This is a genomic window from Candidatus Pelagibacter sp. Uisw_130 (assembly GCF_047722505.1).
GTDB lineage: Bacteria > Pseudomonadota > Alphaproteobacteria > Pelagibacterales > Pelagibacteraceae > Pelagibacter.
Window position 1 is genome coordinate 321,996 of sequence record NZ_CP159814.1, and the last position, 18,963, is coordinate 340,958.

Consider the following 18,963-nt stretch of genomic DNA (forward strand, 5'->3'; position numbering starts at 1 on the left):
AAAATGCTAAAAATTAATATAAAAAAATACAGTATTATGAAAAAAATTATTATTATTGGTGCTGGAGCAATGGGGTCAGCATTCGCTGTGCCATGCCTTGACAACCAGAATGAGGTAACACTTGTTGGTACGCACTTAGAAGATGATTTAATAAATAATATTCAATTAAATAATAATTTCCATCCAGCTTTAAATATTGAATTACCATCAAAATTGAAGGTAGAAAAATTTAAAAAATTACAATCAATACTAGAAAGTAAGGTAGATATAATTGTTGCTGGAGTTAGTTCTGTAGGAATTGAATGGTTTGTTAATCAAATATCAAAAAATTATAAAAAAAATATTCCCATTATTTTATTAACAAAAGGTTTAGCCATAGAGGGCAATGAATTGATAACACTTTCAGATAAAATTAAAAAACTTCTCAAGGAAAAAGGTCATGAAGAAGTAAATATTTCAGCAATCAAAGGACCTTGTTTAGCAGCTGGTCTTGCATATAAAATGAGAACTGGCACTGTTATTGCAAACCCAGATATTAAAGAAACTGAAAAATTAAAAAAAATTATATCAACATATTATTATTCAACAGAAGTGTCAGATGATTTAACTGGTATCGAGTTATCAGGTGCAATTAAAAATATTTATTCAATGTTAATTGGAGCTTCTGAAGGATTAAGCAATTCAAAAGCACCTAAGGAAATTCAATCTAAATATTATTTAAATACATCAGCCTCATTAATTCATAGATCAATTTCTGAAATGGTTGAATTTGTTTCTTTCTATGGAGGAAGAGCAGAAACTGTTTATGGCTTAGCTGGTTTAGGAGATTTATATGTAAGTGCAATAGGGGGAAGAAATAGTTTGATGGGAAAATATTTAGGTGAAGGATATTTATATAAAGAAGCTAAAGAAAAATTTATGAAAAATATTACAGTAGAGGGTGCGCAACTTGCATTAGAAATTGGACCTAAAATCTTACAAGATCTTAATTCTAAACATTTTCCATTAATGTTTAGTATGCTACACACTATATGTGAAAATAAGAAATTAGAAATTCAATGGTAAAAAATATATTAATATTTGTTTTTATAGTCCTTGGAATGGTGGTTATTTTAAATTTTAGTGATTATAATTTAAAAAGAGCTGTCGATGCCTGCCTAGCTGGAAGTCAAAAATTATCCAAATCAAAAATTACAGATCTTGAAGAAGCTAAAAAATTTTGTGAAGAAGAAATTAAAAAAAATAAAAATTAAAAAGAGACCCTTAAATGAAGTCAAATTGGAATTATCCAACAACTATGTGGGTTGGAAAAGATAGAATTAAAGATCTAAGTATTGCTTGCAAAACTTTAAACATTAATAAACCATTGTTAGTAACTGATAGTGGTCTTGTTAAATCAAAAATTGTAATCAATGTGCTAGAGAATTTAAAAGAAGATGGTATTTCAGCGGAATTATATTCAGATGTTGTAGGTAATCCAACTGGCACCAATGTAACTGAGGGTGCCGATTATTATAATAAAAATAATTGTGATGGAGTAATAGCTTTTGGAGGGGGTAGCGGCCTAGATGTTGGTAAAGCAATTGCATTTATGTCAGGTCAAACCCTATCTATTTGGGATTTTGAAGATGTTGGTGAAAATTGGACTAAAGCAAACTCTGACAAAATTGCACCAATTATTGCTGTACCAACAACTGCTGGAACAGGATCAGAAACAGGACGAGCATCTGTAATTTTAAATGAAGAAACTGGTGTAAAAAATATAATTTTTCATCCTAAATTTTTACCTTCAATAGTTATTTTGGATCCGGTATTAACACTTAGTTTGCCTGCAAAGATTACAGCTGCAACTGGTATGGATGCGCTAGCTCACAATTTGGAAGCATATTGTGCACCAGGATATCACCCAATGGCTGATGGAATTGCTTTAGAGGGTATGAGATTAATTAATGAATGGTTACTTGAAGCAGTTAACAACGGATCAAATATTGAAGCTCGACAAAACATGTTAACAGCAGCAAGCATGGGATCAACTGCATTTCAAAAAGGCTTGGGAGCAATTCACTCATTAAGCCATCCAGTAAATGCTTTAAATAATATTCATCATGGTTTATCCAATGCAATATTCATGCCTTATGTATTAACCTTTAATAAAGATGTAATTGAAAAAAAAATAATAAAGATTTGTGATTATTTAGAACTTAAAGATAGATCTTTTGATGGCTTTGTTAGCTGGGTTTTAGATTTAAGAAAAAAACTAGATATACCTCACAAATTATCAGAAGTGATTGATGAAAAGGATTTTGATATTGATAGATTATCAAAAATGGCTTTAGCAGATCCATCTACTGGAGGAAATCCAAAAAAATTAACCAAGGATGATATGAAGATAATGTATCAGCACAGTATGACAGGTGAATTGTTTAAATGAGTGATTTGAATATTTTAATTGTTGAAGGAAATATTAGAGAAGATAGTGAGTTTTTTATTAAAGCAGCTGGAGCTTCTGCAGCAGATAACTTAAAAAACTTAATTTTAAAGATAGAACCATCTGCAATTACAGAAATTATAAATCCTGGTCATGATGATGAGACAATGAATGCTCTAAAAAATATGAATAAATATAATGGTATTGTCTTTACGGGTGGTGCAATGAGAATAAATGATATGACAGATGTGATTAAGAAACATATTAATTTTGCCTCTAATTGTTTTAATCATAAAAATAAAATTTTAGCAATTTGCTGGGGATTACAAGTTTGCTCAACAGCAGCTGGAGGTAAAGTAAACCCTGGCAAAAATGGTGCTCACATTGGAATTGCATCAGACGTAATTATTAATAATGAAGGTGAGAAACACTTTATATACAAAAACAAAAAAAAAATTTTTACCACACCAGCATTCAATTTTGATGAAGTAAGTGAATTACCAAAAAATAATACTCTTTTATCAAGTGATGAAGTTAACAATGTAATGGGTGTTAGCTTTAATGCAGGAAACTCTGAAATTATTGGCTTACAGTATCATCCAGATTATGAGTACTTTCAGATGCTTAAACTTATCGAAGGTCGTAAAGAACGACTATTTGTAAATAAGAATTTTTTAAATGAAGAAGAGTATGAAAGTCATATCTCATACATAAAATCTCAAAACGAACTATTAGATTTTAATAATAGAACATGTGAAGTTAGAAACTGGCTTAATTATCTACGTAACTAGTTTCTAAAATAGACCTTCAATTTCACCATCTTTATTTAGTTTAATTGAATCTGCCGCTGGAACTCTTGGTAGTCCAGGCATTGTCATAACAGCCCCACATATAACAACAATAAACTCTGCTCCAGAAGAAAGTTTAATCTCCCTAATTGGCAAAGAATGTCCTGTTGGTGCACCTTTTAAGCTTGGATCTGTTGAAAAGCTGTACTGAGTTTTTGCAATACAAATTGGGAAGTCACCATACCCAGCATCTTCAAAGCTTTTTAATTGATCTCTAATTTTAGTATCAGCAATAACCTCATCTGCTCTATAAATTTCTTTTGCAATTGTTTCTATTTTTTTAAAAAGAGGAGTTTTGCTCTCATATAAGAATTTAAATTTGTCTTCATTTTTCTCACATAATTCAGCAACATGGCTTGCAAGTTCTATTGTACCCTCACCACCGTTTGCCCAATGAGTACAGAGACTTGCTTTAACACCAATAGTGTCACAAAATTCTATCAAAGCTTTTACTTCATTATCTGTATCTTTAATAAAATGATTAACAGCTACTGCAACTGGTAAACCAAATTTTTTAACATTTTCTACGTGTCTTTGAAGATTAACTAAACCTTTTTTTAAGGCTTCCACATTTTCTGTTTTAAGGTCATCTTTTGCTACACCACCATGCATTTTTAAAGCCCTAATAGTTGCAACAATTACAACACAGCTAGGTTTTAAATCTGACTTTCTGCATTTAATATCAAGAAATTTTTCCGCACCAAGGTCTGCACCAAATCCTGCTTCTGTAACAACATAGTCAGCAAGTTTTAGTCCAGTCTTTGTAGCAATTACAGAATTACAACCATGTGCAATATTAGCAAAAGGACCACCATGAATAATTGCAGGATTGTTTTCTAAAGTTTGAGTAACATTAGGTCTAATTGCATCCTTTAATAATACAGTCATCGGACCTTGTGCTTTTAAGTCTTTAGCATAAACAGGTTTTTTATCTCTAGTATATGCAATTGTAATATTTCCAATTCTTTTTTCTAAATCTTCTAAATCATTTGATAAGCAAAAGATTGCCATGATTTCAGATGCAACAGTTATATCAAAACCATCTTCTCTTGGAAAACCATTTGCAACTCCACCTAAATTTATATTTATAGATCTTAATGAACGATCATTCATATCCATTACTCTTTTCCAAACAATTCTTCTAACATCGATATCTAATTTATTTCCCCAATAGATATGATTATCAATTAATGCTGATAATAAATTATGAGCTGATGTTATTGCGTGGAAATCTCCAGTAAAATGTAAATTAATTTGCTCCATTGGAACTACTTGAGCATAACCACCACCTGCTGCTCCACCTTTCATTCCAAAAGAAGGACCAAGACTTGGTTCTCTTAAACAAACTATAGATTTTTTTCCAATTTTATTTAGACCATCATTTAAACCAACTGAAGTTGTGGTTTTTCCCTCACCAGCTGGAGTGGGAGTGATCGCTGTAACTAATATAAGTTTTCCATTTGGTTTATCTTTTAAAGTATCTAAATATTCTAAATTAATCTTTGCAATATGTCTGCCCATTGGACTAAAAGCTGAGCTTTCATCTGGTACATTTATCTTGGCTAAAATATCATTTATAGGTTGCATTTTAGCTTCTCTAGCTATTTGAATGTCTGACTTAACTTCGCTCATTTAAAACTCCTATAAGATTTATTTTTTAATGCTCAATTGATATCCTATTTTAATTTTTTGGAAACTTCTAAAAAATATATATAAAAAAAATAAGAACTATTTATATTCGTTTGTATAAAATTATTTTATGCAAAAATATTCTATATTTAATTTGATCAAAAATGCTTTCTCCGGTCATCAAAAATGGGACCTAGCCTGGAAAGATGCTACTCCAAAAAAAGAATACGACGTTGTTATTATTGGTGGTGGAGGTCATGGCCTAGCAACTGCATATTATCTCGCAAAAGAACATAATATTACGAATGTAGCTATCATTGAAAAAGGATGGCTTGGTGGTGGAAATATGGGAAGAAATACTACAATCATAAGATCAAATTATATGCATGATGACAATGCATTATTTAGTGAGTTTGGAATGGATCTTTGGAGAAAGATGAGTCAGGACTTAAATTACAATGTAATGTTTTCTCCAAGAGGAATAATTAACCTTGCACACTCAGACGCTCAAATGAATATTTTTGCAAGAAGAGGAAACTCAATGCGCTTAAATGGTATTGATGCAGTTTTATTAAATAGAGAAGAGGTAAAAGAAATTATTCCAATGGCAGATTTTTCAGACAATGTAAGATTTCCTATATTTGGTGGATTAATGCAACCTAGTGCTGGAACAGCAAGACATGATGCTGTGGCTTGGGGTTATGCACGTCAAGCAGACTCAATGGGTGTAGATATAATTCAAAATTGTGAGGTAACAGGTTTTGATGTTGTGGGTGGAAAAATTCAAGGAGTGAGAACTTCACGAGGAGATATTAAAGTTAAAAAAATTGGTTTATGTGTTGCAGGTAGCACAAATATTTTAGCTGAAAAACTAAATATGACAATACCAGTAGAAACCCATCTTCTACAAGCATGTGTTACAGAACCTGTAAAGCCCGTATTAGATAGTGTGGTTACTTTTGGGGCAGGACATTTTTATATTAGTCAATCTGATAAAGGTGAAATGGTAATGGGGGGAGATCTGGATGGATATAATAGTTATGCCCAAAGAGGAAACCTACCTACACTCCAGCATGTACTAACAGAAGGAATTGCAATGATGCCATTTCTTAGTAAATTAAAAATGCTTAGAACTTGGGGTGGGATTATGGATATGTCTATGGATGGTTCACCCATAATAGATAAAACTCATATTGAAGGTTTATACTTAAATTGTGGATGGTGTTATGGTGGATTTAAAGCAACTCCAGCTTCAGGCTGGACATTTGCACATACAATTGCTCAAGATAGAGTTCATAAATTAAATGAAGGTTATTGCTTAAGTAGATTTAATACAGGTCACTTACTAGATGAAAAAGGACTTGGAACCAAAACATGGATCTCATAAATGCTGCATATTAAATGCCCTCATTGCGGAATGAGATCTCAAAATGAATTTTCATATGGTGGTGATGCAACCGTTAAAAGACCAGAACTTAATAAGGAAGTTTCAGATCATGATTGGGATAACTTTGTCTATAATAGAAAAAGCTTAAGAGGAAAACACAAAGAGCTATGGCAACATATATCGGGATGTAGACAGTGGATCAAAGTAGAAAGAGACACTGCAACTCACGAAATATTTAAAACAGTTAAAGCTAACGAAGATATTTAATATGACTCAAAATTATAGATTGGATAATATTGGATTGATAAATAGAGATAAAAAAATCTCATTTAAATTTAATGGAGTAACTTACTTTGGTTATGAGGGTGACACCTTAGCCTCAGCATTACTTGCTAATGGAGTTCATTTAATTGGAAGAAGCTTTAAATATCATAGACCTAGAGGCTTTTTTGGTGCAGGGGTGGATGAGCCATACGCAATTGTTCAATTATATAGAAATAATGAAACTGAGCCGAATGTAAAAACTACAGAACAAGAACTCTTTGAAGGTTTGGAAGCAACAAGTGTTAATTGTTGGCCAAGTGTAAATTTTGATATTGGAGCAATTAACAATTTTTTAAAGATATTCCTTCCAGCAGGATTTTATTACAAGACTTTTATGTGGCCAAAAAGTTTTTGGTACAAAGTTTACGAACCATTTATAAGAAAAGCTGCTGGACTTGGAGTTGCATCAACTAAACATGATAAAGAAAGATACGAACACAAATATGAGTATTGTGATTTACTAATTGCAGGTTCAGGACCTTCTGGTTTAGCAAGTGCATATGCTGCGGCTAAAAATGGAGCAAGAGTAATCTTGGCAGAAGACAAACCTAGATTTGGTGGAACTTTATTAACGAGTGAAGTTAATATTGGAAATCAAACAGGAAAAGAATGGGCAGAAAATATTATTTCTGAACTTAAAGAAATGCCTAATGTTATTGTTAAAAATAGATCTCAAGTATTTGGTTACTACGATCACAATATGTTAGTGATGTCAGAAAAATTAAGTGATCACTTACCTAAAACTAAAAAATATAATCCAAAACAAAGACTTTGGTATATTAGAGCAAAAGAAGTTTTAATCTCATCAGGTTCAATTGAAAGACCTTTAGTTTTTGGGAACAATGACACACCTGGAGTGATGTTGTCCTCTGCAGCAAAAGAATATTTAAAAGTTTATGGAGTTTTAGTTGGTAAAAAACCTTTAATATTTACAAATAATGATAGTGGATATGAAACTGCTATAGAATTTAAAAAAAATGATATTGATCCTATTATTTTAGATACAAGAAAAGATCCTAAATCAGAAATCATAGATGAAGCAAAAAAATTAGATATTCAAATTAAATTTTCTTATGTAGTAGTTGCAGCTAAAGGGTATAAAAAAGTTAAATCAGCTGAAGTTGCAAAAATTTCAGATGATAAAAATGAATTAGGAACTTTAGAAAATATTAATTGTGATTGTATTTGTGTTTCAGGTTTTTGGACACCAACAATACATTTAGCATCTCAGTCAGGAAATAAAACTACATTTAATAAGGATATTGATGCATTTTTACCTGGAATATCAAAACAAAATGAAACAACTTTAGGTGCTGCTAATGGAACTTTTACATTAGATGAAACTTTAAAAAGTTCATTTAATAGTGGATACGAATTATCAAAAAAAATTACTAATAATGATAACAAAACATCATCACCAACGGTTATGGAAAAAAAATCAACTACACACGATAAATTTTGGTGTGTACCTTTGCCTAAAGGTAAAACATATAAAAGGTTTTTAGATTTTCAAAATGATGTAGCAGTTTCTGATATAGAAATTGCACTAAAAGAGGGTTATCGATCTATTGAACACGTAAAAAGATACACGACACTTGGAATGGCCACTGACCAAGGAAAAACAAGTAATCTCAACGGCTTGCAACTGGTTTCAAATATTGAAAATAAAATAGTACCAGAGGTAGGTCATACAACTTTTAGACCTCCATACACGCCAGTTACCATTGGTGTAATTGTTGGAAGAGAAATTGGCAAACATTCTAAACCAACAAGAAAATCACCAATGCACACTTGGCATGAAAAAAATAATGCAGTGTTTGTAGATGCAGGAGTTTGGTTGAGACCAAGATATTACAAAATTGGAGAAGAAACTTTATTTGAAGGTTCAAAAAGAGAAGCTAAAAATGTTAGAACAAATATAGGAGTTTGTGATGTAACTACATTGGGTAAAATTGACATTAAAGGACCTGATGCAGCAGAATTATTAAATAGAGTTTATACTAATGCTTGGTTAAAATTACCAGTTGGTAAAGCAAGGTATGGTGTAATGTTAAGAGAAGATGGAATTGTCATGGATGATGGAACAACAACAAGAATTTCTGAAAACCATTACCACATGACAACAACAACAGCACAAGCAGCAAATGTTTTGTCTCATCTAGAGTATTATTTGCAGCTTGTATGGCCAGAATTAAATGTAAATGTAGTATCAACTACAGAACAATGGGCAGGAGCTGCAATCGCAGGACCAAAATCTAGAAATTTATTGCAAAAATTATTTCCAAACATTGATGCTTCTAACGAAGGATTGCCTTTTATGGGATATCAAGAAGCTGATTTATTTGGAGTTCATGCACGAATTTTTAGAATTTCATTTTCAGGAGAACTTGCTTATGAAGTTAATGTCGAATCTGATAATGGAAACTTTATGTGGGAGAAAATAATGGAAGTAGGGCAAGAATTTAAAATTCAACCTTATGGAACTGAAGCATTATCAACTTTAAGAATTGAAATGGGTCACATAGCAGGATCAGAACTAGATGGCAGAACCATTCCATATGATAATTCTCTAGAAGGATTGGTTAGTATAAAGAAAGACTTTATAGGAAAACGTTCTTTAGATAGAGAAGCTTTTGTTGCAGAAGATAGACAAAAAGTAGTAGGTGTTGTTCCAATTGACAAGAAAACAAGTATCCCTGAAGGATCTCATTTGGTTAAAGATTCAAATGCTCCAATACCAAACCCTAAATTAGGGTATATTTCCGCATCTTGCTGGAGTGTTGAATACGATAATCCGTTTTCATTAGCAATTCTTAAGGATGGAAAAAATATGATAGGTCAAAAATTATTTGCAATGTCACCTTTAAAAAATAAAACAATACCGGTAGAGATAGTTTCATCACACTATGTAGACCCAAAAGGTGAAAGGGTAAGATCATGAGCTCAATTTCTGCATTAAAGAATACTCATATCAAAGGACTATTTGGTGATCATGAAGGAAAAAATAATGATGAGCAGCTAAAAGTAAGTGAATTAAAAGATTTTTTAATCATTCAAATAGTTAAATATAAGAGCTCCTTAACAGCTATCGAAAATATCAAGATAGATAATATGAGTTTAAAAAATGAGGCGCTAAATATAAGCTGCAACACCAATACAAGAATTTTATGGAATGGCCCAAATAACTGGCTTTTAGTTTCTTCAAAAAAAGAAACTTTAAAAGAAATTAAAGAAAAATTATTAGAAGCAGATTTTGCTATAACAGATGTATCTCATAGTAGAGCAATAATTCAAATAGAGGGAAAAAATACAAAAGAGATATTAAAAAAAGGATGTCCCTTTAATTTTAATGAATTAAAAAAAGATACCTGTCTAAATTCAACTTATAACGGAATGTCGGTCACAATTGATATGTTAGATGATAATCCAGACAAAGTTAGAATATTTACACTGAGAAGTTTTGGAGAATCTTTTTACCATTCTATTACTGATGCATGCTTAGAGTTTGGCTACAAAGGTATTTAAAATTTATTGCTTTCTAGTTGCAATATAAACACCAAGAGTTGCTACAGCAAAACCTATTAGGTCTAGATTATTTAATTTTTCATTTAAAAATAACCAAGCCATTATAGCTGTAGTTGGTGGTATTAAAAAAAATATAGAAACAGTTTTACTTGCAGAGTTATTTTTTATTAAATACATTAAGATTGTGAATGCTCCAAAAGATACAAGAAATATCTGATGACTCATTGCTATTAAGAATGTGGATGTAAAATTAATATAAGGTTCACTAAAAATAAAAATAATTACTATATGAAAAAAACAGCCACCTATTGCTTGATACATATTGCTAACTGATAAAGGTAAATTGTTACTTATTTTTTTTTGCCATAAAGTTGATGTTGTGATTGCTAGAAGAGCTATAAATGAAGCTATCACTCCAAAAACAGGAAGGCTTGATCCAATATCAAAACCTAAAACTAAAGCAGCACCTATAAATCCAAGGATTACCCCAATCCATTGTTTGAAAGTAACTTTTTCACCTAAGAATTTTCCTGCCAAAGCATTAGTTAAGATTGGCTGCAAGGTTACAATTAATGCAGCAATACCTGTAGGCATTCCGATTGAAACTGAATAAAAAACACCACCTAAATAAACACCATGAAAAAGTACTCCACTAAAAAGTGACTGTAAAAGATTTCTCGAATTTGTTAAAATTTTTTGTTTTGTATAAATTGAAAAAATATAAAAACCAAAAGCTACAACAAAAAATCTAAAAGCTAATGCTGAAAAGGGATCACTATTGTCTATTATTGGCTTTGTTGTCACAAAAGCTGAGGACCATAAAATAATAAAAATGAATGGGTAAACTTTAATCATTTTTGTCTTATAATGTAAATTTATACTCATTTTTAGTTATTATTGACGGAAATACCTATATTTGACCTTGTGTTGCTCGTAAAAACCCATAAAAAAACTTAAGAGCTGTATATGATTCTAAAAAAAATAATTGTTAGCGCATTTGCTATGTGTTTTCTGACTGGTTGTTTGCAAAATACGGCATTTTTAGGACCAGCTATGACAGTTGCTAGCACAGGAAACTTATATCAAGCTGGGCTGTCTTATGGATCTAGTGAAGCTATAAAAAAAATGACAGGAAAAACACCAACTGAAAATGTTAAAAGTTTTTTTGATAGTAATAATACCGCAGATAAAGAAGAAGAAATTTATGATGAATTTTTTGTGTTAGTTAAAGATAAAATTGAAAAAAAAAGCAATATTTTAAACCTAGCTAATCAGTAATATTTAATAAAAGCTGTTCTGATTGCCCAGTTTCTTTACACCACAGCTCATAACTTTCACACATTCTCCATAAAAAATCAAAAGCACGCTGAGAAATTTCAAGTGGAAAAGAGCTTTTAGCATAATATAAGTCAGGGTACTTTATTAGTTGTTTTACTGTGGCATCTTTTTGTACATTCAAAAGTTTAATAGTTTCATCTGGTATTTTCTCTCCACTATTTTTATCAATAAATTTATTATTTTTTAAATACTCAAACCAATCATCATGAAACTTACCACTACTTATTTCCTCATAAACTTTTGTACCTATAAAACCTTCAATGGCATCTATATTAGAAATATCTAAATTATTTTTTTTAATTTCAGTTATATTTTTATAAATAATTTCAGCTAAATAAATAACATAAGGTTTTTTTATTTTAGAAAGCATTACTTATTTTTATATTTTGCCATAGCAGCATTGGCTAATATTAAATTTGGATCTAAATACAGTTTTGACATTTTGACATTTTTCAATGATTTAAATGCAAAAATTGCTATAGGTAATTCTGTACAACCCAATATAATTTTTTTACAATTATTTTTAATTAAATAATTAATTGCTAGTTTAATAGATTTTTCAGCTAGTTTTATATTCCCCATTTTTACATGTTTGATAGTTTTATTAACTGATTTAATTTGAAGATCTTGAAGAGGTGTAATTAATTTATATTCATTTTTAAATAGTTTTTCATAAATTTTTGTTTTTAAAGTACCCTCTGTTGCAAGAAGCCCAATTTTTGAATTTTTTTTATAAATTTTTTTAGTATGTAAAAAAACCTCTTTAGGCATATTTACTATTGGAATTTTTATTTTCTTTTTTAAATCTTCATACCAAAAATGAGCAGTGTTACAAGGTATGACAATAAATTTACAACCACTTTTCTCCAGTGATCTGCAACCTTCGAGTAAGCTTTTTAGAACTTTATTATACTTTACATTGCTTTTAAAATTTCTTGGAAGATCTGAAAATCTTTTAGTTTGAACCCCAATTGACTCTGGTCTTCCGGGTATATTAGATTTATTGTAAAGCATGAAAAGAGGGTATTCTTGATCAATTTTACCTCTATTAAGCATTGCAAGTTTGTTACAGAAATCAAGCCCAGCTTGTGTTCCCATTCCTCCTAATATACCAATCATAATTATTAATACTTTTTAATATTGTTAAAAATTTGTTTTGTGCTCATGTTACAAGGGTTGATTAATACCTCTCATGAACACTAAAACCAAGCAACCATTTATTGTGTGTGATGAATGTTTTGATCCTGGTTCAAAAGATATAAAATCACCTTTTTTAAAAATTTTTCCATCTGGATCTATTAACTCTCCATCTAGCATTAAAAATTCTTCAAAACCCTTATGTTCATGAGGTAGGCTTTTTGCACCTGGTTCCATTTTCAAAACATATGTTCCTTGACCACCGTTTTCTCTACTATAGCTAATTTTATGCCAGCTCATGCCAGGCACAACTGCTCCGTAATTATCAAATGGTATAAATTTAATATCGTTTAGATTTGTTATTTTTCTTTTAATCATAATTGTTATATTCAATGATTATTAATAATTAATGAATATGCAAGAAATATTTGCTGAAGATGTGGGAAATGGAATTCCTTTAGTTTTAGTCCATGGGTTTTTAGGCTCTTCTGAAATGTGGAGGCTGCAAATAGATTTCTTTAAAAAAGATTATAGAGTTATTGCACCAGCTCTTCCAGGTTTTGGGAAAAGCAATAAAGTCAACTCATGTAATTCAATTGAATGTATGGCTAAATCTATACTGACAACTTTAGATAAAAAAAAAATAAAACATTTTTATTTATTGGGTCACTCTATGGGCGGTATGATTGTGCAAGAAATGGTTAAGTTAGCAGGTGAAAAAATCCTAAAGTTAATTTGTTATGGCACAGGACCCAGGGGAAATATACCTGGCAGATTTGAAACTATAGATGTTTCTAGAGAAAAACTAAAAACTAATGGACTGGGCGATACAGCTTATAGAATTGCAAAAACATGGTTTATTGAAGAGGACAAATCTAGATATTTTTATCTTTGTGAAGAAGCTGGAAAAGAAACTTCTATAGAAGCTGCAGACAATGGATTAGTTGCTATGAAAAATTGGGATGGAGTTAAAAATTTACAAAATATTAAAAATGAAACATTAATAGTTTGGGGAGATAAAGATAAGGCTTATAATTTTAATCAAGTTGAAACCTTGAATGACAATATTCCTAATAGTAATTTAAAAATAATTAAGGGATGCTCTCATAATGTTCATTTAGAGAAGCCAGATGAATTTAATACGATAGTAAGTGAGTTTATTAAAAAAAACTGATTGGTATTGGCTGAAATATTTAGCTAAATAATTAAAAAATTAATTTAATTAAAAAATCGCAGCCAATAGAAAGTGTGAATATTATGCAGTTTTTAAATTTACCGCTGAAGGACCTTTTGGACCATCTTCAACTTCAAAAGTCAAAGCTTGACCTTCATCTAAACCGTTCATACCAGCATCTCTTACAGCTGAAACGTGAACGAATACATCTTTTTCTTTATCTTCTCTTTCAATAAAACCAAAACCTTTAGTTGGATTGAACCATTTTACTTTTCCTTGTAGACTCATATTTATCTTCTTACTTTTTATTATGTTACTTTTATTACTTATAATTAAGCAATCCAGGCTTTGTTTAGATTTATTGGGGTTTTGTCAACTAAATTTAAAAGATTAAATAATTAAAGATTTATTTGTTGCTAATTAGCATTGTCATATAAATAGAATTAATATCTTTTTTGTAGTGTGAGAAGGGCTCACAGGGCTCAAAACCACACTTAATAAATAATTTTCTAGCAGTCAAAAAGAAGTCACCAGCTCCAGTTTCTAAACTTAATCTTTTAATATTGAGTTTTTTTGCCTCATTAATTAAGTGATTTATGACCTTGGTGCCATTTCCTTTGCTTTTAAAGTTGTCACTAACCCTTATAGATTTGAATTCACCATGCTCTTTATCTAAGAATTTTAATGCACCACTACCCATTAAGTCATTTTCTTCCCACAGGCTCCAAAATTTAATAGATGGATCTTTTAATCCTGCTATATCAAGTACGTGAGCACTCCCTTTGGGTGATACTGATCTTAACTCAATGAAATGCTTTATAAGTAGTTCATGAACTTCTGGGTTATCAAAATTTCCTTCAATTGATTTTAACATTAAAGTAATATCTACTTAAGAAGTGTTGTTAGGTGTCCCATTTTTCTTTTTTGTTTAATTTCATTCTTAAGATAATCAAAGAAAAATTCATTTTCATTATGTTCTTTATTTCTATAATTAGTAATTTGCTCACCAATTATATTTGTCATCATTGCATTGGATATTTTTTTAAGAGGTATCTGTTCTAGCTTACAAACTGCTCTTACATGATTTTCAAATTGACTTACATTATATGCATTAATTGTTAAGTGCCCTGAGTTATGAACCCTTGGTGCAATTTCATTTACATAAAGGTTATCATTCCTATCAATGAAAAATTCAACACATAAAGTTCCAACATATTTTAATTCTTCAGAAATTTGAGTTGCCCATAGTTTTGATTGTTTTAATATTTTATCACTAATCTCTGCTGGAATTTTAGAATTTCTTAAGATTTGATCTTCATGCACATTTTCAATAGGTTCATAAATTTCATATTTTTGATCACTAAAACGAGTAATAATTATTGAGATTTCTTTTTTAAGTTTTACTAATTTTTCTAAAATATAACCTTTTGAGTAATCAACATTAATTGAGTCTAAATTTTTCAAACTACTAATTGGGTGTTGCCCTTTACCATCATATCCTAGAGTTGTAGTTTTTAGTATACCAGGTAGCAATTCCTCAACTGATTCCATATCAGAATTTTTTTCAATAGATGTATACTGAGTAGTTCTTATATTAAGATTATTGATAAAATCTTTTTCTGCTAATCTATGTTGAATTATTCTATTTACAGAAGGTTTTGGTAAAACAGGTTTTATTTTATTAATTTCATTTAATGTTTCATATGGAATGTTTTCAAATTCATAGGTTACAACATCAACTTTATTCAAAAACTCTTTAATCTTATTTTGATCATTATATTCACCGTGTACAAAATCATTTGAAAAATTTTGTGCTGGTGCATCAATATCATCACAAAAAATAATTGTTTTAATTTCAAGTTTATTTGCAGCAATAGCGAGCATACTACCTAACTGACCTCCACCTATAATTCCAAGAATTGGTTTAGACATATTTGAAAACTATTTTGGTTTTTTTTTAACAGATTTGCTTTGACTTAAACGGAACTGGTTTAATTTTTTCTTAACAGTCAAATCACTAAGACCAATAATAGATGCAGCTAATAAAGCAGCATTAATTGCACCATCTTCTCCAATTGCTAATGTTCCAACGGGTATCCCTTTTGGCATTTGTGCAATGGATAAAAGACTATCAAGTCCTTTTAGCTTTTTACTTTCAATTGGAACTCCCAGTACCGGTAGAGAGGTAAGGGCTGAAATCATACCTGGTAAATGTGCAGATCCACCAGCTCCAGCAATAATTACTGCAATACCATTTTTTTCAGCATTAATAGCAAATTCATACATTCTTTTAGGAGTTCTATGAGCTGATATTATTTTTGATTCAAATTTTATATTTAATTTTTTAAGAATATTTTGGCAAAATATCATGGTTTTGTAGTCAGATTGACTACCCATAACAATTGATACTTTGTTTAATTTATTTTTAGCCATTTGTTGTAATTTTATTCTAACGTAAATTGTTATTTCAAATTAAGCCTAAAATTTCAATAAAATTAATAGAATTTATCTATCTTATTGATATTCTTTAAAACAAATAAGATCACAATGAATTTTAAAATTGATAATTTACAATATTGCAACTGGTCTAGAGAAATTTTTCAGATCAATAAACAAGCAGGACTGGATGCAATCCATGTAACCATAGTTTATCATGAAGATTTTGATGAGTTAAAAACGGTATTAAAAAATTGGAAAAAGCACTTTTCAGAAAATTCCGACTTAATTTTTCATGGCAAAAATTTTAAAGATATTGAAAAAGCTAAAACTGAAAATAAAACTGCAGTTTTTTTTGGGTTTCAAAATTGTTCACCTATAGAAGACGATATTGGATTAGTTGAAAAAGTTTATGATTTAGGATGTAGGTTTATGCAACTTACTTATAACAATCAGTCCTTACTAGCGACAGGATGTTATGAAGCAATAGATAGTGGGGTTACTAATTTTGGTAAAGAGGTAATTAAAGAAATGAATAGACTAGGACTTGTAATAGATATGTCTCATTCAGCAGAAAAAAGCACAATTGATGCAATTAAGATAAGTGAAAAACCAATTGCAATAACCCATGCAAACCCATCATTTTGGCATCCAGCTAAGAGAAACAAGTCAAACGAACTATTAAAAATTTTATCCGAACATAAAGGAATGTTGGGTCTATCTTTATATCCTCATCATTTAAAAGATGGAACTGATTGTTCTTTAGAAAGTTTTTGTCAAATGACAGCTAAGACAGCTGAGATTATGGGAGTTGAAAAAATAGGAATAGGTTCAGATCTTTGTCTAAACCAACCAAATACTATTGTTGAGTGGATGAGAAATGGTACTTGGACTAAAAGCAAAAATTATGGAGAAGGATCAAAAAACAAACCTGGTTTTCCAAAACAACCTGATTGGTTTTTAGATGCAAGAGGCTTTGAAAACTTAGAAGTAGGACTTAAAAAAGTTGGTTTTTCAGAAAGTGAAGTTAATGGAATTCTTGGAAACAACTGGTACAATTTTTACGAAGAAATGAATCAATGAATATCTCCTTAAGAGATCCTAATGTAGTAATGAAGCTATCAAGATTAGGGTCTTTTCATCAATCTAAACTTTCATTTTTAAGAAGTTTTTTAAAAGAGTTTAAGGATTGGGATTATAAAAAAGATTTATTTGAATTAAACGAACATGGTTATGGTACTGCGGTCTATTCATTTAAGAAAAAAAATAGAGTGTATTCATTAATTTGTTTTGCAAACGAATTGAATGAAGATGAAAGATCAGACAGGGTTATTGCTACTAAATGGGATGCAGCTTTTACCCTTTTTGATGGTGTTCCTTTAAAACAAGATATTGAAAGATTAAAAAACGAAGTACCTAAACAAGAGTTTGGCAGACTTTCTTATAAAGAACTAACGCTTTCAAGAGCTAATAAATCAGTTAGAGTTTTCAATCATGTGGTTGAATGTTTAAGCGAAGGTAAGCAGCCTGATAATGATTTAATAACTAGCGTTGGTTATTTATATAGAACCACAGCAGTTTACGGGTCAGGTAAATTTGGCTTAGCAGATAGATTTAGAATTAAAGATAGAGAAGAAATATATGGTCCTTTTAGATTGGAAATGATGTTGGTTTATTTAGTTAGGCAATTTACTTTTGATCAGGTTAATCACGTTGCAAAAAGTAAGAACCCAAAAAAAGCTGTAAGCCTTGATATAAATATTTGTAAAAGCTTAGGAATAGGAAATTCTACAGGTCTAGGCATGGCTCCATTTATTGTTAACCATCCAACTCTTTTAAATAATTGGATTTCTGCAAGAGAGATTTCTTTAAAAAAAATAAGAGAGATAAAAACAATATCAGAGAAAGATAAAAACTTATTTTTAGAATGTTTAAAAAAATCAATAAAGAATATCACTTCTTGGAATACTGAAAGCGAATATCAAATAAATAAGATTAAATCCTTATTAAAAGATCTTAATAAATTTATTATCTACTTAGATAACGATTTTAGTTTTGAGCAAGATTATGCTTTTAATGAATTATATCTTTATTTAGAAAAAGAATATTGTGAAGAATGTATTGAATATGTTGTCTCAATGATGATGGAACCTTATGATGATATAACGTCTCCGTTAATTAAAGAAATGAGTTCTGAAGAAGAAAAATATTTTAATATTCCAACTGAGCGAACGGTAGAAGACTTAAAGCTGATTTTAGAAAAAAAATATCCAGATATCCTAACTATAGATTTTACTAAAGATGAAAATAATTTAAATTTTTGGTTTATCTCAAAAAATAAAGAAGAGCCTAGACTAGCAAATAGATTTGATGAAGTGGGTGCTGAATTAGAGCAACCTTTAGCAATAGCAAGAGACATTAAAAAACTTTATGAATTGTTATCAGTTACTAAAAATAGTTGGACCATTGCTAAATTTTTATCAACTAATAATGAATTGAGACACGTTGTTAGAAGAGCATTTATAGTAGAGAAATTTCCTTATTCTGAAATACAAGACAATACTATTGGCCAAAAAATAATGCCTATTGATATGCTGAGATTAAAGTTATCATTTTTTGGAGCATTAAAATTTGATCCACGTTCTGATAAATGGTTAAGAATATGTATGTTTCAAGGAGCGCCCTTACCAGAGCAGTTAAAAAACTATGATGAACATTGGGTTTATAATTAATCAAC

The 18,963-nt window shown here is 30.1% G+C and carries 21 protein-coding genes; 12 read left to right on the plus strand and 9 right to left on the minus strand.

The genetic code is table 11. The features are described from left to right. Positions 1-36: 36 nt before the first annotated feature. The 4 genes from ABXT55_RS01690 to ABXT55_RS01705 are packed head-to-tail and all read left to right on the plus strand — an operon-like array spanning position 37 to position 3,219. On the plus strand, positions 37-1,065 hold the full coding sequence (locus tag ABXT55_RS01690) for a glycerol-3-phosphate dehydrogenase (RefSeq protein WP_415285032.1): 1,029 nt from the start codon (positions 37-39) through the stop codon (positions 1,063-1,065). Beyond that, on the plus strand, positions 1,059-1,253 hold the full coding sequence (locus ABXT55_RS01695; RefSeq protein WP_415271419.1) for a hypothetical protein: 195 nt from the start codon (positions 1,059-1,061) through the stop codon (positions 1,251-1,253). Before ABXT55_RS01690 ends, ABXT55_RS01695 begins: the two co-directional genes overlap by 7 nt. A gap of 14 nt (positions 1,254-1,267) precedes the next feature. Continuing rightward, a complete protein-coding gene (locus ABXT55_RS01700; RefSeq protein ID WP_415285033.1) occupies positions 1,268-2,431 on the plus strand; it encodes an iron-containing alcohol dehydrogenase in 1,164 nt (387 codons plus the stop codon). After that, the gene (locus tag ABXT55_RS01705; protein WP_415285034.1) at positions 2,428-3,219 is read left to right on the plus strand and encodes a glutamine amidotransferase-related protein; all 792 of its coding nucleotides are present in this window, start codon (positions 2,428-2,430) and stop codon (positions 3,217-3,219) included. Before ABXT55_RS01700 ends, ABXT55_RS01705 begins: the two co-directional genes overlap by 4 nt. A 3-nt stretch (positions 3,220-3,222) precedes the next feature. Here the strand turns inward: ABXT55_RS01705 and ABXT55_RS01710 are convergent, their stop codons facing one another. Further along, entirely contained in the window at positions 3,223-4,908 is a 1,686-nt protein-coding gene (locus ABXT55_RS01710) for a formate--tetrahydrofolate ligase (protein WP_415285035.1), read from the minus strand. 127 nt (positions 4,909-5,035) lie between these two features. On the opposite strand from ABXT55_RS01710, the gene ABXT55_RS01715 reads away from it, so the two are divergent. From ABXT55_RS01715 to ABXT55_RS01730, 4 genes are read left to right on the plus strand one after another with little or no spacing between them, the layout of a single operon-like run. Beyond that, the gene (locus ABXT55_RS01715) at positions 5,036-6,292 is read left to right on the plus strand and encodes a sarcosine oxidase subunit beta family protein (protein WP_415285036.1); all 1,257 of its coding nucleotides are present in this window, start codon (positions 5,036-5,038) and stop codon (positions 6,290-6,292) included. Further along, a complete protein-coding gene (locus ABXT55_RS01720; protein ID WP_415285037.1) occupies positions 6,293-6,559 on the plus strand; it encodes a sarcosine oxidase subunit delta in 267 nt (88 codons plus the stop codon). It begins immediately after the preceding gene. 1 nt (position 6,560) lies between these two features. Beyond that, entirely contained in the window at positions 6,561-9,557 is a 2,997-nt protein-coding gene (locus ABXT55_RS01725; protein ID WP_415285038.1) for a sarcosine oxidase subunit alpha family protein, read from the plus strand. Beyond that, positions 9,554-10,141 (plus strand): sarcosine oxidase, encoded by a 588-nt coding sequence (locus tag ABXT55_RS01730; RefSeq protein ID WP_415285039.1) that lies wholly within the window; start codon positions 9,554-9,556, stop codon positions 10,139-10,141. The genes ABXT55_RS01725 and ABXT55_RS01730 overlap by 4 nt, the downstream gene beginning before the upstream one ends. A gap of 3 nt (positions 10,142-10,144) precedes the next feature. Here the strand turns inward: ABXT55_RS01730 and ABXT55_RS01735 are convergent, their stop codons facing one another. Further along, positions 10,145-10,996: a DMT family transporter gene (locus ABXT55_RS01735; protein ID WP_415285443.1), complete on the minus strand. Its 852-nt coding sequence runs from the start codon at positions 10,994-10,996 to the stop codon at positions 10,145-10,147. 111 nt (positions 10,997-11,107) lie between these two features. Between ABXT55_RS01735 and ABXT55_RS01740 the strand changes: the two genes are divergently transcribed. Further along, positions 11,108-11,419, plus strand: coding sequence for a hypothetical protein (locus tag ABXT55_RS01740; RefSeq protein ID WP_415285040.1), 312 nt, complete (start codon positions 11,108-11,110; stop codon positions 11,417-11,419). Here ABXT55_RS01740 and ABXT55_RS01745 read toward each other — a convergent pair. Genes ABXT55_RS01745 through ABXT55_RS01755 form a run of 3 tightly spaced genes read right to left on the minus strand, consistent with a single transcriptional unit; the run spans position 11,409 to position 12,994 of the window. Next, on the minus strand, positions 11,409-11,849 hold the full coding sequence (locus tag ABXT55_RS01745; protein WP_415285041.1) for a hypothetical protein: 441 nt from the start codon (positions 11,847-11,849) through the stop codon (positions 11,409-11,411). The two genes, ABXT55_RS01740 and ABXT55_RS01745, sit on opposite strands and share 11 nt — an antisense overlap. Beyond that, positions 11,849-12,598: an aspartate/glutamate racemase family protein gene (locus ABXT55_RS01750; protein ID WP_415285042.1), complete on the minus strand. Its 750-nt coding sequence runs from the start codon at positions 12,596-12,598 to the stop codon at positions 11,849-11,851. Before ABXT55_RS01750 ends, ABXT55_RS01745 begins: the two co-directional genes overlap by 1 nt. 48 nt (positions 12,599-12,646) lie before the next feature. After that, positions 12,647-12,994, minus strand: a complete 348-nt coding sequence (locus ABXT55_RS01755; RefSeq protein ID WP_415285043.1) for a cupin domain-containing protein — start codon at positions 12,992-12,994, stop codon at positions 12,647-12,649. Positions 12,995-13,025: 31 nt separating this feature from the next. Between ABXT55_RS01755 and ABXT55_RS01760 the strand changes: the two genes are divergently transcribed. After that, positions 13,026-13,790: an alpha/beta fold hydrolase gene (locus ABXT55_RS01760; RefSeq protein ID WP_415285044.1), complete on the plus strand. Its 765-nt coding sequence runs from the start codon at positions 13,026-13,028 to the stop codon at positions 13,788-13,790. Between the two features lie 81 nt (positions 13,791-13,871). Here ABXT55_RS01760 and ABXT55_RS01765 read toward each other — a convergent pair whose 3' ends face one another. From ABXT55_RS01765 to purE, 4 genes are all read right to left on the minus strand, one after another. Further along, positions 13,872-14,078, minus strand: coding sequence for a cold-shock protein (locus ABXT55_RS01765; protein ID WP_006998008.1), 207 nt, complete (start codon positions 14,076-14,078; stop codon positions 13,872-13,874). Between the two features lie 118 nt (positions 14,079-14,196). Beyond that, positions 14,197-14,664 (minus strand): GNAT family N-acetyltransferase, encoded by a 468-nt coding sequence (locus tag ABXT55_RS01770; RefSeq protein WP_415285045.1) that lies wholly within the window; start codon positions 14,662-14,664, stop codon positions 14,197-14,199. An 11-nt stretch (positions 14,665-14,675) separates the two neighbouring features. Further along, the gene (locus ABXT55_RS01775) at positions 14,676-15,722 is read right to left on the minus strand and encodes a 5-(carboxyamino)imidazole ribonucleotide synthase (RefSeq protein WP_415285046.1); all 1,047 of its coding nucleotides are present in this window, start codon (positions 15,720-15,722) and stop codon (positions 14,676-14,678) included. 9 nt (positions 15,723-15,731) lie between these two features. Beyond that, complete coding sequence (purE, locus tag ABXT55_RS01780; protein ID WP_415285047.1) at positions 15,732-16,223, minus strand: 5-(carboxyamino)imidazole ribonucleotide mutase; 492 nt, start codon at positions 16,221-16,223, stop codon at positions 15,732-15,734. A gap of 114 nt (positions 16,224-16,337) precedes the next feature. Between purE and ABXT55_RS01785 the strand changes: the two genes are divergently transcribed. Together ABXT55_RS01785 and ABXT55_RS01790 are read left to right on the plus strand one after the other, a co-directional pair. After that, the gene (locus ABXT55_RS01785) at positions 16,338-17,309 is read left to right on the plus strand and encodes a membrane dipeptidase (protein WP_415285048.1); all 972 of its coding nucleotides are present in this window, start codon (positions 16,338-16,340) and stop codon (positions 17,307-17,309) included. Continuing rightward, the gene (locus tag ABXT55_RS01790; protein WP_415285049.1) at positions 17,306-18,958 is read left to right on the plus strand and encodes a hypothetical protein; all 1,653 of its coding nucleotides are present in this window, start codon (positions 17,306-17,308) and stop codon (positions 18,956-18,958) included. The genes ABXT55_RS01785 and ABXT55_RS01790 overlap by 4 nt, the downstream gene beginning before the upstream one ends. The last annotated feature ends 5 nt before the right edge of the window (positions 18,959-18,963 follow it).